This window comes from Streptomyces sp. NPDC006207 (assembly GCF_040613835.1).
GTDB lineage: Bacteria > Actinomycetota > Actinomycetes > Streptomycetales > Streptomycetaceae > Actinacidiphila.
Window position 1 is genome coordinate 155,171 of the sequence record NZ_JBEXSX010000014.1, and the last position, 13,108, is coordinate 168,278.

15 protein-coding genes are annotated in these 13,108 nt (G+C 71.6%); 6 read left to right on the forward strand and 9 right to left on the reverse strand.

The features are described 5' to 3' along the window. Window positions 1-11 precede the first annotated feature (11 nt). From ABZ312_RS14410 to ychF, 3 genes are all read right to left on the reverse strand, one after another. The gene (locus ABZ312_RS14410; protein WP_500332253.1) at window positions 12-419 is read right to left on the reverse strand and encodes a hypothetical protein; all 408 of its coding nucleotides are present in this window, start codon (window positions 417-419) and stop codon (window positions 12-14) included. Window positions 420-502: 83 nt separating this feature from the next. After that, a complete protein-coding gene (locus tag ABZ312_RS14415) occupies window positions 503-1,483 on the reverse strand; it encodes a class I SAM-dependent methyltransferase (RefSeq protein WP_500332252.1) in 981 nt (326 codons plus the stop codon). A 217-nt stretch (window positions 1,484-1,700) separates the two neighbouring features. Beyond that, window positions 1,701-2,789 (reverse strand): redox-regulated ATPase YchF, encoded by a 1,089-nt coding sequence (gene ychF / locus ABZ312_RS14420; RefSeq protein WP_500437736.1) that lies wholly within the window; start codon window positions 2,787-2,789, stop codon window positions 1,701-1,703. 190 nt (window positions 2,790-2,979) lie between these two features. On the opposite strand from ychF, the gene ABZ312_RS14425 reads away from it, so the two are divergent. Then, window positions 2,980-3,525, forward strand: coding sequence for a DUF6542 domain-containing protein (locus tag ABZ312_RS14425; protein WP_500332251.1), 546 nt, complete (start codon window positions 2,980-2,982; stop codon window positions 3,523-3,525). 40 nt (window positions 3,526-3,565) lie between these two features. Here the strand turns inward: ABZ312_RS14425 and ppgK are convergent, their stop codons facing one another. The 3 genes from ppgK to ABZ312_RS14440 form a co-directional block, all read right to left on the reverse strand. Further along, the gene (ppgK, locus tag ABZ312_RS14430) at window positions 3,566-4,309 is read right to left on the reverse strand and encodes a polyphosphate--glucose phosphotransferase (RefSeq protein WP_500332250.1); all 744 of its coding nucleotides are present in this window, start codon (window positions 4,307-4,309) and stop codon (window positions 3,566-3,568) included. A 29-nt stretch (window positions 4,310-4,338) separates the two neighbouring features. Further along, on the reverse strand, window positions 4,339-5,334 hold the full coding sequence (locus ABZ312_RS14435) for a 4-hydroxy-3-methylbut-2-enyl diphosphate reductase (protein WP_499513726.1): 996 nt from the start codon (window positions 5,332-5,334) through the stop codon (window positions 4,339-4,341). Between the two features lie 125 nt (window positions 5,335-5,459). Next, complete coding sequence (locus tag ABZ312_RS14440) at window positions 5,460-5,651, reverse strand: hypothetical protein (protein ID WP_500332249.1); 192 nt, start codon at window positions 5,649-5,651, stop codon at window positions 5,460-5,462. Between the two features lie 162 nt (window positions 5,652-5,813). On the opposite strand from ABZ312_RS14440, the gene xseA reads away from it, so the two are divergent. The 3 genes from xseA to ABZ312_RS14455 all read left to right on the forward strand — a co-directional run bounded on the left by xseA (window position 5,814) and on the right by ABZ312_RS14455 (window position 8,075). Further along, complete coding sequence (gene xseA / locus ABZ312_RS14445) at window positions 5,814-7,022, forward strand: exodeoxyribonuclease VII large subunit (RefSeq protein ID WP_500332248.1); 1,209 nt, start codon at window positions 5,814-5,816, stop codon at window positions 7,020-7,022. Window positions 7,023-7,097: 75 nt separating this feature from the next. Beyond that, window positions 7,098-7,340 (forward strand): exodeoxyribonuclease VII small subunit, encoded by a 243-nt coding sequence (locus ABZ312_RS14450; RefSeq protein ID WP_500437737.1) that lies wholly within the window; start codon window positions 7,098-7,100, stop codon window positions 7,338-7,340. A 141-nt stretch (window positions 7,341-7,481) separates the two neighbouring features. Further along, entirely contained in the window at window positions 7,482-8,075 is a 594-nt protein-coding gene (locus ABZ312_RS14455) for a malonic semialdehyde reductase (RefSeq protein ID WP_500332246.1), read from the forward strand. Between the two features lie 60 nt (window positions 8,076-8,135). Here ABZ312_RS14455 and ABZ312_RS14460 read toward each other — a convergent pair whose 3' ends face one another. Continuing rightward, on the reverse strand, window positions 8,136-8,672 hold the full coding sequence (locus ABZ312_RS14460; RefSeq protein WP_500332245.1) for a DUF4245 domain-containing protein: 537 nt from the start codon (window positions 8,670-8,672) through the stop codon (window positions 8,136-8,138). Window positions 8,673-8,833: 161 nt separating this feature from the next. Between ABZ312_RS14460 and glpX the strand changes: the two genes are divergently transcribed. Further along, entirely contained in the window at window positions 8,834-9,877 is a 1,044-nt protein-coding gene (gene glpX / locus ABZ312_RS14465) for a class II fructose-bisphosphatase (protein ID WP_500332244.1), read from the forward strand. 78 nt (window positions 9,878-9,955) lie between these two features. On the opposite strand, the gene ABZ312_RS14470 is transcribed toward glpX, so the two are convergent. Beyond that, on the reverse strand, window positions 9,956-10,309 hold the full coding sequence (locus tag ABZ312_RS14470; protein ID WP_018561404.1) for a WhiB family transcriptional regulator: 354 nt from the start codon (window positions 10,307-10,309) through the stop codon (window positions 9,956-9,958). 243 nt (window positions 10,310-10,552) lie between these two features. Beyond that, window positions 10,553-11,230: a DUF1707 SHOCT-like domain-containing protein gene (locus tag ABZ312_RS14475; protein WP_500332243.1), complete on the reverse strand. Its 678-nt coding sequence runs from the start codon at window positions 11,228-11,230 to the stop codon at window positions 10,553-10,555. A 129-nt stretch (window positions 11,231-11,359) separates the two neighbouring features. Here ABZ312_RS14475 and ABZ312_RS14480 point away from each other — a divergent pair, with 129 nt between their 5' ends. Continuing rightward, complete coding sequence (locus tag ABZ312_RS14480; protein WP_500332242.1) at window positions 11,360-13,018, forward strand: fumarate hydratase; 1,659 nt, start codon at window positions 11,360-11,362, stop codon at window positions 13,016-13,018. The last annotated feature ends 90 nt before the right edge of the window (window positions 13,019-13,108 follow it).

A 13,108-nucleotide genomic window follows, 5' to 3' on the forward strand; every position in this document is an offset into this window, starting at 1 on the left:
GGCGGGGCGGCTCAGGACGTGCAGAGCGTCTGCTCCAGCACCTCGTTGACGGCCTTGGCCTGTTCCTCGGTGAGCTGGTGGCCGGCGCTGCCGAAGCGCGACTGCGCGGCGGCCACCGCGTTGCCGCCGCCGGTGATGGTGGCGCACTGCTGACGCGCGTTGGCGACGGCCTTGTCCGCGTCGGCCGCCAGGGCCGGGTCGACGGCCTTGAGCGCGGCGAGCAGCGCCGCGCGCCGGGCCCCGGTCGGCTCCTCGGGGATGCCCTCGCTGATGTCCGGCACCTTCGAACCGGACGCCGCGACGGACGGCGTGCCACCGGCGTCGGGCTTGCTGCCGGAGTCGTCGGTGCCGGAGCTGCAGGCGGGGACCGCGAGGAGCACGGCCGCGAGGAGCACTCCGGTGCTGAGGCGTGTACGCATGCCCGCCATGGTGGCCCGCGGCACCCGCCGGCACCCCCCGGTGCGCGGTTTCCGTCGCCGTGCTGTGACCTGCGGGAGGGCGGTCAGCCGCCCGTCACCTTGCGCAGCAGCCGCCGCACCCGGGACGGCGCGGGGGCGGCCTCCTGGTCGAGGGCGCGCTGGAGCTGGGCGAAGTGGTCGGCGCGGGTCTCCGAGAGGTACGGGTCCTTCAGCAGCGGCTTGGCGATCTTCCAGGCGCGCTGGTGGTCGCCCGCGTAGTGGCACACGTACGCCTTGGCCAGCTCCAGGACCTGCTTGAAGGGGACCCGTCCGGTGTGGTCGAGGTCGACCTGGTCCTGCACCGCGGTGATCAGGGCCAGCTTCTCGTCCACCGTGTGGTCGTCCTTGGCGATGCGTTCCAGCAGCTCGGCCGGGACCGGCCGGACGACCTCGAAGGCGAGGGTGGAACGGATCGGCGCACCGGCGATCTCGATGTACGGGAGCAGGGCGCCGGTGCTGTGGTGCAGCCACGGCAGGCGGGGGCTCGCGAAGTCCTGGTGCAGCACGACCGCACCGGGCTCCAGGCGCGGGAGGAAACGTTCCGCCACGCACCGGAACACCCGCGCCGTCTTGGCGATGTCGACGTGCAGGAACTCGATGGGGCTCTTGTCCTCCGGGTCGGAGGTGGTCCATATGTCGCCGGCGTGGACCTCGATGAACCCCATGAACGGGGCCAGCGCCGCCTCGAAGTCCTCCCGGAAGGAGCTGTCGCCCTCCGGCGCCTTGCCCGCCTTGAAGAACCGCTGCGTGGCGAAGGTTCCCTTGCCCACGCGGAAGAAGTCGAAGGCGTGCAGCCGGCCCTTCTGCTCGTCGAACGCGGGGTTCTCCCGCAGCCCCTTGGCGATGGCGTAGGTGGAGCCACCGCCGCCCGAGCCCAGCTCGACGAGGGCGCCGGTGCCGTTCACGTGGTGACGCGCCACGAGGTAGAGGAACCTCTGCTCCCAGACGCTCATCTGGGCGTACGGGATCTCCTCCGGGAGTACCACGTCGTCGAACATCGAGTAGAGCCTGCCGAGGGACGCCATCGTTTCCTCACATCTCGGAGCCGGGATGCGCCGATTCCACCCCGCGTCCCACACATCCCAAAAGGACCTGCACACACTGTGCATCCCCGCGACCGAAACGATTCACCATCCGGCGGCCTCCCGTACATCCGCCGACCATCGCCTGGCATGTACGCGCGAAACGACGAAGGGCCGGACCCCGGGGGGCCCGGCCCGTGACACCGGAGGGAACGGCAGGTCAGACGTTGAAGCGGAACTCCACGACGTCGCCGTCCTGCATGACGTAGTCCTTGCCCTCCATGCGGGCCTTGCCCTTGGCGCGGGCCTCGGGGATGGAGCCGGCCTCCACCAGGTCGCCGAAGGAGACGATCTCCGCCTTGATGAAGCCCTTCTGGAAGTCGGTGTGGATCACACCGGCGGCCTCGGGGGCGGTGGCGCCCTTCTTGATCGTCCAGGCGCGGGCCTCCTTGGGGCCCGCGGTCAGGTACGTCTGCAGGCCGAGGGTGTCGAAGCCGACCCGGGCGAGGGTCGCCAGGCCCGGCTCCTCCTGGCCCATGGACTGCAGCAGTTCCAGGGCCTCGTCGTCCTCGAGCTCGATGAGCTCGGACTCGATCTTGGCGTTGAGGAAGATCGCCTCGGCCGGGGCGACCAGGGCGCGCTGCTCGGCCTTGAAGGCCTCGTCGGTCAGCTCGTCCTCGTCGACGTTGAAGACGTACAGGAAGGGCTTGGTGGTCATCAGGTGCAGCTCGTGCAGCAGCCGGCCCTTCTCCGTGCCGGCGGTGATGCCGGCGGAGAACAGGGTGCGGCCGTCCTCGAGGATCTGCTGGGCCTCCTGGACGGCGGCGAGCACCGGCGCCTTCTCCTTCTGGAGGCGGACCTCCTTGGTCAGCCGCGGCACGACCTTCTCGATGGTCTGCAGGTCGGCGAGGATCAGCTCGGTGTTGATCGTCTCGATGTCGTCCTTGGGGGACACCTTGCCGTCGACGTGGACCACGTCCGGGTCGACGAAGGCCCGGATGACCTGGCAGATCGCGTCGGACTCGCGGATGTTCGCGAGGAACTTGTTGCCTAGGCCCGCGCCCTCGCTGGCGCCGCGGACGATGCCGGCGATGTCCACGAAGTCCACGGTCGCCGGGAGCTTGCGCTGCGAGGCGAAGATCTCGGCGAGCCTGTCCAGACGGGGGTCGGGGACACCGACGACGCCCACGTTGGGCTCGATCGTGGCGAACGGGTAGTTGGCCGCCAGCACGTCGTTCTTGGTCAGGGCGTTGAACAGGGTCGACTTGCCGACGTTCGGCAGGCCGACGATTCCGATCGTGAGCGACACGTGACGACTTCCCGTAGCGAGAGGTGGGTGGAATGGGCCGCCACGCCCGGGCGGGCGACCGGCGGACCGATCCACCAGTCTACGGAACGCACCGGCTCCGGGACGGGCCGCGCCCCCAGTGGCCCCCTGCGGCGGTGAAAAGTCGTGTCCTGCCCCCGTTTCCCCCCTCCTCGGCGCCTACGTTGGGTGCGTGGAGCAACACAGTGCGCGCACACCCCACAAGAACAGCGGTGCACCCACCGCCGCCTCCCCGCTGCCGCGGCCGGTCCGCCCGCAGCGTCGCCCGCAGGGCGCGACCGCCGTCCGGGGCGGTCTGCCCCGGGGGCCGCTGCTGCTGCGGGTGGCGCGGCTGCGCCGGACGGAGCCCCGGCTGACCGGACTGGGCACGGGCGTCTTCATCACGCTGACCGCGCTCGCCGGCGGCGCCGCGGACTCGCTGATCACGGGCGAGCCCGGCACCCTCTTCGGGGTCGTCTTCCTGCTGGCCTGCCTCGCCGCCGGGGCGTTCGTACGGCCGTACGACCTGTCGGCGGCGCCGGTCAGCGCGCCCATCGCCTTCACCATCGCGCTGGCCGTGACGGCCGGCGGCGACGGCGGGGGCTTCACGGGCCACCTGATGGGCCTGCTGACCGGGCTCGCCACCCAGACGGGCTGGTTGTACGGGGGCACGGTCGGTGCCGCGGTGATCGCGGCCGCGCGGAAGGTGGCCTATGTGATGCGCGAACGGCGCCGCTGAGCGCCGCCCTCCACCGGCCGCCTCCCGCCGGCCGCCGCGGTCAGGAGCGGACGGCGGCCGCCGCCATGCCCGCGCCGACGATGCCCGCGTTGTTCTGCAGCGCGGCCGGCACGATCTCGGCCCTGATGCCGGTCAGGAGCGGCAGGAACCTGTCGGCCTTGCGGCTGACCCCGCCGCCGAGGATGAACAGCTCGGGCGAGAAGAGCATCTCGACGTGGGTGAGGTACTTGTGCAGGCGCTTCGCCCAGTGCTCCCAGGTGAGGCCCTCGTCGTCCTTGGCCTTGGTGGAGGCCTTCGTCTCGGCGTCGTGGCCGTGCAGTTCGAGGTGGCCCAGTTCGGTGTTGGGCAGCAGGTTGCCGTCGACGAAGACGGCGCTGCCGATGCCGGTGCCGAGGGTGAGCACGATGACCGTGCCCTTGCGGCCACGGCCCGCCCCGTACTCCATCTCGGCCATGCCCGCGGCGTCCGCGTCGTTGAGCAGGGTCACCGCGCAGCCGACCTTCTGGGACAGGAGCCCGGCGGCGTCCATGTCGATCCAGCCCTTGTCGACGTTCGCCGCCGTGCGTGTCATGCCGTGCGTAACCACTCCGGGGAAGGTGGCCCCGACGGGGCCCGTCCACCCGAAGTGGTCGACGACCTGCTTCACGCACTCCGCGACGGCGTCGGGGGTCGCGGGATGGGGAGTGAGCACTTTGAAGCGCTCCTCCGCCAAGTCACCACGCCCGAGGTCGACCGGGGCACCCTTGATGCCCGATCCGCCGATGTCCACACCGAAAACGCTCATGCCCCAACGCTACGACGTGGCACGGTCGGTCACCCCTCGGAGGTGCCGCCCCGCATCAATTCGGCGGCCTCGGCGCGCAGGTCCCGGCGGAGCTCCTTGGGCAGCGAGAAGGTGATCGACTCCTCGGCGGCCTTGACGATCTCCACGTCCTCGAAGCCGCGGGCGGCCAGCCACTCCAGCACCTGCTCGACGAGCACCTCGGGCACGGAGGCGCCGGAGGTGACACCGACGGTGGACACGCCGTCCAGCCACGCCTCGTCGATCTCGTCGGCGAAGTCCACCAGGTACGAGGCACGGGCCCCGGCCAGCTTGGCGACCTCGACCAGGCGCACGGAGTTGGAGGAGTTGCGCGAGCCGACGACGATGACCAGTTCGGCCTCGGCGCCCATCTGCTTCACGGCGAGCTGACGGTTCTGCGTGGCGTAGCAGATGTCGTCGCTCGGCGGCGAGATCAGCAGCGGGAACTTCTCCTTGAGCGCGTCGACGGTCTCCATCGTCTCGTCCACGGAGAGCGTGGTCTGGGAGAGCCAGACGACCTTGGACGGGTCGCGGACCTCGACCTTCTCGACGTCGCCGGGGCCGTCGACCAGGGTGATGTGGTCGGGGGCCTCGCCGGAGGTGCCGATGACCTCCTCGTGGCCCTCGTGGCCGATCAGGAGGATGTCGTAGTCCTCGCCTGCGAACCGCACGGCCTCCTTGTGGACCTTGGTGACCAGCGGGCAGGTCGCGTCGATCGTGGCGAGCCGCCCCTTGGCGGCCTCCTCGTGGACGACCGGGGCGACGCCGTGGGCGGAGAACATGACGATCGACCCGGGCGGCACCTCCTCCGTCTGCTCGACGAAGATCGCGCCCTTCCGCTCCAGGGTCTGCACGACGTACTTGTTGTGGACGATCTCGTGGCGGACGTACACGGGGGCCCCGTACTGCTCCAGGGCCTTCTCGACGGCGATCACGGCACGGTCCACACCCGCGCAGTAGCCTCGCGGGGCGGCGAGCAGGACGCGGCGGGAAGTCGTAGCGGTCATGTGCCCATCGTACGGGGCCCGGACGCGGCCCCATCGCTGCCCCGGGTGGTCCGGACGGGGGTGCGAAGGCGGTGCCGGAGCGCCGCGGGGCGCACGCGCGGACGGCACGGGAGCAGGCACGGCGCTCAGCGGCAGCCCCGCGGGCCCCGGGCGGCACGGCGGGCGGCGAGCGCCCACCCGGTCGCGAGGGCGGCGCCCGCCAGGGGAAGGCAGCTGAAACAGCCGCAGCCGGGGCCGTAGCGGCCCACGCGGAGCCCGGCGTGGACGCGCGGCGGGCGTTCGGACGGGGTCCAGCCGTACCGGCCGGGTCGGCGCATGGGAACTCCCGGGACCTGTCGGTGACGCCGGCGTCACCGACGTCAGCGGTTTACCGGGTTGCCCCCAGCCTGCGCGGCGGCCGGGCGGGGGGACAGCGGGGCGTGCCATTCGGGTCGGACGGGAGGGGCGTCACTGTCCGTGGCGGGGGCTAGTCTCGGCGTATGGCTGTGAACACGTCCGCGGAGGCGCCGATCCCTGTCGGCGAGGTGTCCCGGCTGATCGGCGGCTGGGTCGACCGGCTCGGCCCGGTGTGGGTCGAGGGGCAGATCACCCAGTTGTCACGGCGCCCGGGCGCGGGCGTGGTGTTCCTGACGCTGCGCGACCCGTCGCACGACATCTCGCTCAGCGTCACCTGCCGCCGGGCGGTCTTCGACGCCTTCGACGGGGCGGTCGGCGAGGGCGCCCGGGTCGTGGTGCACGCCAAGCCGGAGTGGTACGCACCGCGCGGTCAGCTGTCGCTGCGCGCGGCGGAGATCCGCCCGATAGGCGTCGGCGACCTGCTGCTGCGGCTGGAGCAGCTGAAGAAGCGGCTGGCGGGCGAGGGCCTGTTCGCACGGGAGCGCAAGCGGCCGCTGCCGTTCCTGCCGCAGCTGATCGGGCTGGTCTGCGGCCGGGCGTCGGCCGCCGAGCGGGACGTGCTGGAGAACGCGCGACTGCGCTGGCCCGCGGTCCGCTTCGAGGTGCGCAACGTGCCCGTCCAGGGCGCGTACGCGGTGCCCCAGGTGATCGAGGCGGTGCGCGGGCTGGACGCGCACCCCGAGGTCGACGTGATCATCGTGGCGCGGGGCGGCGGCAGCGTGGAGGACCTGCTGCCGTTCTCGGACGAGCGGCTGGTGCGGACGGTCGCGGAGTGCCGTACGCCCGTGGTGTCGGCGATCGGGCACGAGCCGGACACCCCGCTGCTGGACCTGGTGGCCGATCTCCGCGCCTCGACGCCGACCGACGCGGCCAAGCGGGTCGTGCCGGACGTGGGCGAGGAGCTGGCCCGGGTCGAGCAGCTGCGGCAAAGGTCGCTGCGGGTGATGCGCGGGCTGCTGGACCGGGAGGAGCGGGGGCTGGCCGCGGCGGTGAGCCGGCCGTGCATGGCACGGCCCCATCTGATGGTCGACGAGCGCGCCGAGCAGGTCACGGCGCTGCTGGAGCGCTCCCGCCGCCATCTGCGGCACCGGCTGGACCGGGCGGAGGACGAGCTGGCGCACACCCGGGCCCGGGTCGTGGCGCTCTCCCCCGCCGCCACGCTGCAGCGCGGGTACGCGGTGCTGCAGCGTGAGGACGGTCAGGTCGTGCGCGCCGCGGACGAGGTGGCCGAGGAGGAGAAGCTGCGCGCCCGGGTGGCCGAGGGCGAGTTCACCGTCCGCGTCACGCGCTGACCGCCGGCGCGCCGTTCCCGGGCCGGCCGCCGCGCGCCCGGCCGCCGTGTCGGAGGGCGGCCCTAGGCTGGTGCCATGGCAGATCAGGACACGCTGGGGTACGAGCAGGCCCGCGACGAGCTCGTCGACGTCGTTCGCCGTCTGGAGGCCGGCGGCTCCACGCTCGAGGAGTCCCTCGCCCTGTGGGAACGGGGGGAGCAGCTCGCCAAGGTGTGCCGCGACTGGCTGGAGGGCGCCCGCGCCCGGCTGGACGCGGCCCTGGCGGAGGAGTCCGGCGGCGGCGCCGGGCAGGGGCCGGACGCCGTGGAGGAGGAGTGACCGGGTGAGCGGGGTGCGGGCGGCGTGAGCCGCTTCACGTCCGAATAGTTGAAAGTTTAGTTGAAATTTCATCTATGCTGAGGGGAGTGTTCCGGCGCGCCCCTCCCCAGGGCGCGGTTCCACATCCCCACAGAGGTACCGATGACGCTCCAGCTCGACACCGCCGCCCAGAACCTCCTCTTCCTCGAAGCGCGCACCGCCAACGCCTTCACCGACGAACCGGTGACCGACGAGCAGGTCCAGGCCGTGTACGACCTGGTCAAGTACGCCCCGACCGCCTACAACCAGCAGCCGCTGCGCGTCGTGCTGGTGCGCTCCCCCGAGGCCCGCGAGCGTCTGGTGGGCCACATGAACGAGGGCAACCGTGCGAAGACCGCCACGGCGCCGCTGGTCGCGGTCCTGGCCGCCGACAACGAGTTCCACGAGGAGCTGCCGGCCCAGTTCCCGTCCTTCCCGCAGGCCAAGGAGGTGCTCTTCGCCGAGCGCCCGGTGCGTGAGGCGTCCGCCGGCTTCAACGCCGCCCTGCAGGTCGGCTACTTCATCCTGGGCGTGCGCGCCGCGGGCCTGGCCGCCGGACCGATGACCGGCTACGACGCCGACGCCATCGACAAGGACTTCTTCCCCGACGGCGACCACTCCGTGCTGGCCGTGGTCAACATCGGCAAGCCGGGCGAGAACGCCTGGCGCGAGCGCGGCCCGCGCCTGGCGTACGACGAGGTCGTCACCACCGTCTGACGACGACCGTCACCGCCACCGGCCCTGCCGGTGGCCGTGACGTGGTTCAGGGGTCGGGGTTCAGCCCTGGCGGCCGCCCCGCTCTTCGAGCGCGGCGGCCAGTTCCGCGAGCCGGGCCATCGGGGCCGTGCCGGTGACCATCGTGGTCACCCCGCCCTCCTCGCGCACCAGCGCGTCGTACTTGTGGCCCTCGTAGCGCTGCCAGGTCTCACCGCCGACGCTGCGGGTCCCCACCCGCTTCGCCTCGTGGCTCTTCAGCGCGACGAACTTCTCGGCGGCCTCGTTGCTCTGCTCGACGGCCGCGTACTCGTTCTTCGGGTCGACGAAGCCCAGGTGCCACCGCACCGCCCCCGGGTCGGTGGACTCGTACGTCACCGAGGTCGCCCGCCAGTCCTCGCCGAGCCCCACCGGGGCCGCCACCTGGTACGGGGCGTCGCGCCGTGCCTGGTCGAGCTCGACCCGGTAGCCGACCACCTTGACGGGGTCGTGGTTCTCGTCGTGCGGGATGAAGAGCCAGATGCCCCCGGCGACGACGCCGATCGCCGCCATCGAGAGCACCATGTCCCGCAGTGTTTCCGTGCCGCGCTTCTTTGCCACGCCCCCTATGGTCCCCCATGCCCCGGACCGTCCGTCCGCCCGGGGTCGCACCCGGCGGAAATCCGCTCATGTGACAGGTGGCCTGCTCATCCTGGCGGGGTCCGGATAAGGTCGTAACACCCTCTTATCCCGGCCGTCCTCGTACAGAAAGGTGCGCTGTGATGACCGAGCAGCATGAAAACCACAACCTGCCGCCGCAACTCGAGGTGAATCCCGAGGCCCCCGACCGCAACCTCGCCCTGGAACTCGTCCGGGTCACCGAGGCCGCCGCCATGGCGGCCGGCCGCTGGGTCGGGCGCGGCGACAAGAACGGCGCGGACGGCGCCGCCGTCAAGGCCATGCGCACCCTCGTCTCCACCGTGTCGATGAACGGCGTCGTCGTCATCGGCGAGGGAGAGAAGGACGAGGCCCCGATGCTCTTCAACGGGGAACGCATCGGCGACGGGACCGGCGCGGAGTGCGACATCGCCGTGGACCCGATCGACGGCACCACCCTGACCGCCAAGGGCATGCCCAACGCCATCGCGGTGCTCGCCGCCGCCGACCGCGGCGCGATGTACGACCCCTCGGCCGTCTTCTACATGGACAAACTGGTCACCGGCCCCGAGGCCGCCGACTACGTCGACATCACCGCCCCGCCCTCGGTCAACATCCGCCGGGTCGCCAAGGCGAAGGGCAGCGCCCCCGAGGACGTCACGGTGGTCATCCTCGACCGCCCCCGCCACGAGGGCATCGTCAAGGAGATCCGGGAGACCGGCGCGCGGATCAAGTTCATCTCCGACGGCGACGTGGCCGGTGCGATCATGGCCGTCCGCGAGGGCACCGGCGTCGACATGCTCATGGGCGTCGGCGGCACGCCCGAGGGCATCATCGCGGCCTGCGCGATCAAGTGCCTGGGCGGCACCATCCAGGGCCGGCTGTGGCCGAAGGACGAGGCGGAGAAGCAGCGCGCCCTGGACGCGGGCCACGACCTGGAGCGGATCCTGCACACGGACGACCTGGTCGAGGGCGACAACGTCTTCTTCGTCGCCACCGGCATCACCGACGGCGAGCTGCTGCGCGGAGTGCGGTACCGCGCCGAGACCGCGATCACCCAGTCGCTGGTCATGCGCTCGAAGTCCGGCACGATCCGCCAGATCGACTCCACGCACCGGCTGTCGAAGCTGCGCGCCTACAGCACCATCGACTTCGACCGCGCGCGCTGAGCCGCCGCGGCAGCCGCCGCGCACCGGCACACGAGAACCGGGACCCCGCCGTGGCGACGGGGTCCCGGCCCTTGTCGTTCAGCCGGCCGCGGCGATCCGCGTCCCGGGCCGCTGCAGCTCCGCCTCACGGCGGCGGCGCCGGGCCAGTACGACCCTGCGCTCCGCGGCGGTCATCCCGCCCCACACGCCGTAGGGCTCCGGCTGGAGCAGCGCGTGTTCGCGGCACTCCAGCATCACCGGGCAGCGCGCGCACACCCGCTTGGCGGCCTCCTCCCGGGACAGCCGCGCCGCGGTCGGCTCCTTCGAAGGCGCGAAGAACAGACCCGCCTCGTCACTGCGGCACGCCGCCTCCGAGTGCCATGGGCCGCCCAGGTCCCGGGGGTGACTCAGGGAGGACCTGGAGGCTGCCGGGGGCTCGATCGGTTGAAGCACGGGATACTCCTGACGACGGCTCGGCTTGGTGTCACCCTTGCCCGTCGCTGCGGTGCCGGTGCGTCTCCACGGGTCTGTCGGCGTGAGGAGGGCTGCGGCGAGCGACGTGTCCCCTTGCCCTACCCGCTGTGCGCGCGTTCATGCGCACCGTGCCGGGGCCGCCGCCCGGGCCACGCCTCCGTGGCACCGGCATCACGCCCCGCCGACCCCCTTGCGCGGCACGGGAGTTGACCCGCGCCGCGGTCAGCCGTCGAGTTCGGCGGGGCCGAGCCCCTTCTTCTTCACACGCTTGCCCCGGCGCGGCTTGGCCTCGACGCCGCCCCAGAAGGCGAAGCCCTGCACCTTGATGACCGGGGCGTGCGGGTCGGGCGACTCGTACGCCTTGACGTCGGAGCCGCCCATGATGCCCACGACGCCGCCGCCGTGCAGGGTCACGTTCTCCGGGACCCTGATCTCGATGCCGCCCATGATGGCCGTGCAGTTGATGACGAGCTCGGGGCTGGTGAAGGTGGCCTCGGTGAGGTCGATGACGACGCCGCCCATGATGGCGACGGCGTTGATCTTCGAGCCGACCCGCCAGCGCCCCTTGCGCTCGGCACCGCCGAGGATGCCGATCAGGTTGGGGCTCTCCCCGGAGCCGTCCGGCACCCAGTGGTGCGCCCCGGGCGACGGGGCGGGTGCGCTCGTGGCGCGTCCCGCGGGGAGGTCGCGGACGTAGGGCTCCAGTTCGCCGACGGTCTTGGCCGCGTAGACCCCGTCGAGCCGCTCGGAGTGCTCCTCGGTGGTCAGACGGCCCTCCGCGAGGGCATCGCGAAGGATGTCGGCCACCCGGTCGCGGTCCGCGTCGGACGCACGGATATCGGCTTCGGCGACGGGGCGCACGGGGTGCTGTTCACGCTTCTGGAGCGACGACTCATCCACCCGACTACCGTACACAAACGCGATAGATCGCGACTAGGGCCGGTGAGGGTCACCTCACACATCCGGTACCCCGCGCACGTTCTACGCTTGTTGGGCTTCTATGACGCAGCGCCAGTGAGGATGTCCCTTATGCCCGAGTTCGCCTATACCGACTTGCTCCCCCTCGGTGAGGACACCACTCCGTACCGTCTGGTCACCTCCGAGGGCGTCAGCACCTTCGAGGCCGACGGCCGGACCTTCCTCAAGGTGGAGCCGGAGGCGCTGCGCAAGCTCGCCGCCGAGGCGATGCACGACATCTCCCACTACCTGCGTCCGGCGCACCTCGCCCAGCTGCGCCGGATCCTCGACGACCCCGAGGCCTCCCCCAACGACCGCTTCGTCGCCCTGGACCTGCTGAAGAACGCCAACATCGCCGCGGCCGGCGTCCTGCCGATGTGCCAGGACACCGGCACCGCGATCGTGATGGGCAAGCGCGGCCAGAACGTGCTCACGCAGGGCGGCGACGAGGCGGCCCTCTCGCACGGCATCTTCGACGCCTACACCAAGCTCAACCTGCGCTACTCCCAGATGGCCCCGCTGACCATGTGGGAGGAGAAGAACACCGGCTCGAACCTGCCCGCGCAGATCGAGCTGTACGCGACCGACGGCGGCGCGTACAAGTTCCTCTTCATGGCCAAGGGCGGCGGCTCGGCCAACAAGTCCTTCCTCTACCAGGAGACCAAGGCGGTCCTGAACGAGGCCTCCATGATGAAGTTCCTGGAGGAGAAGATCCGTTCGCTCGGCACGGCCGCGTGCCCGCCGTACCACCTGGCGATCGTGGTCGGCGGCACCTCCGCGGAGTTCGCGCTGAAGACCGCGAAGTACGCCTCCGCGCACTACCTGGACGAGCTGCCGGCCGAGGGTTCGCCGACCGGCCACGGTTTCCGGGACAAGGAGCTGGAGGAGAAGGTCTTCGAGCTCACCCAGAAGATCGGCATCGGCGCGCAGTTCGGCGGCAAGTACTTCTGCCACGACGTGCGCGTGGTGCGGCTGCCCCGCCACGGCGCCTCCCTGCCGGTCGCCATCGCCGTCTCCTGCTCCGCCGACCGCCAGGCCGTCGCGAAGATCACCGCCGAGGGCGTCTTCCTGGAGCAGCTGGAGACCGACCCCGCGAAGTACCTGCCGGAGACCACCGACGAGCACCTGTCGGACGAGGACGTCGTGCGCGTCGACCTCAACCGGCCGATGGACGAGGTGCTGGCGGAGCTGTCCAAGTACCCGGTCAAGACCCGGCTGTCGCTGACCGGCCCGCTGGTCGTCGCCCGCGACATCGCGCACGCCAAGATCAAGGAGCGGCTGGACGCGGGCGAGGAGATGCCGCAGTACCTGCGCGACCACCCGGTCTACTACGCGGGCCCGGCCAAGACCCCGCAGGGCTATGCCTCCGGCTCCTTCGGCCCGACCACGGCCGGCCGCATGGACTCCTACGTCGAGCAGTTCCAGGCGGCGGGCGGCTCCAAGGTCATGCTCGCCAAGGGCAACCGCTCGAAGCAGGTCACCGACGCGTGCGCCGCGCACGGCGGCTTCTACCTGGGGTCGATCGGCGGCCCGGCGGCGCGCCTGGCCCAGGACTGCATCAAGAAGGTCGAGGTCGTCGAGTACGCCGAGCTCGGCATGGAGGCGGTCTGGAAGATCGAGGTCGAGGACTTCCCGGCCTTCATCGTCGTCGACGACAAGGGCAACGACTTCTTCACGGACCCGGCGCCCGCGCCGACGTTCACCAGCATCCCGGTGCGCCCGGGGGCGTGACCCGTCCGACGGGCTGCAGGTGGGTGTGCCCGGGCACGAACTCCGTGAAGCTGTTGGCCACCGCGATGATCGGCTTGCCGATGTCCTCGC

Excerpts from the sequence above, each read along its gene's own strand:
- ABZ312_RS14435 (WP_499513726.1), bottom strand. The coding sequence starts at position 5,334 with ATGACCGCTACGACTTCCCGCCGCGTCCTGCTCGCCGCCCCGCGAGGC.
- ABZ312_RS14415 (WP_500332252.1), bottom strand. The coding sequence starts at position 1,483 with ATGGCGTCCCTCGGCAGGCTCTACTCGATGTTCGACGACGTGGTACTC.
- ABZ312_RS14455 (WP_500332246.1), top strand. The coding sequence starts at position 7,482 with ATGACGCTCCAGCTCGACACCGCCGCCCAGAACCTCCTCTTCCTCGAA.
- ppgK (WP_500332250.1), bottom strand. The coding sequence starts at position 4,309 with ATGAGCGTTTTCGGTGTGGACATCGGCGGATCGGGCATCAAGGGTGCC.
- ABZ312_RS14480 (WP_500332242.1), top strand. The coding sequence starts at position 11,360 with ATGCCCGAGTTCGCCTATACCGACTTGCTCCCCCTCGGTGAGGACACC.
- ABZ312_RS14450 (WP_500437737.1), top strand. The coding sequence starts at position 7,098 with ATGGCAGATCAGGACACGCTGGGGTACGAGCAGGCCCGCGACGAGCTC.
- ABZ312_RS14440 (WP_500332249.1), bottom strand. The coding sequence starts at position 5,651 with ATGCGCCGACCCGGCCGGTACGGCTGGACCCCGTCCGAACGCCCGCCG.
- xseA (WP_500332248.1), top strand. The coding sequence starts at position 5,814 with ATGGCTGTGAACACGTCCGCGGAGGCGCCGATCCCTGTCGGCGAGGTG.
- glpX (WP_500332244.1), top strand. The coding sequence starts at position 8,834 with ATGACCGAGCAGCATGAAAACCACAACCTGCCGCCGCAACTCGAGGTG.
- ABZ312_RS14410 (WP_500332253.1), bottom strand. The coding sequence starts at position 419 with ATGCGTACACGCCTCAGCACCGGAGTGCTCCTCGCGGCCGTGCTCCTC.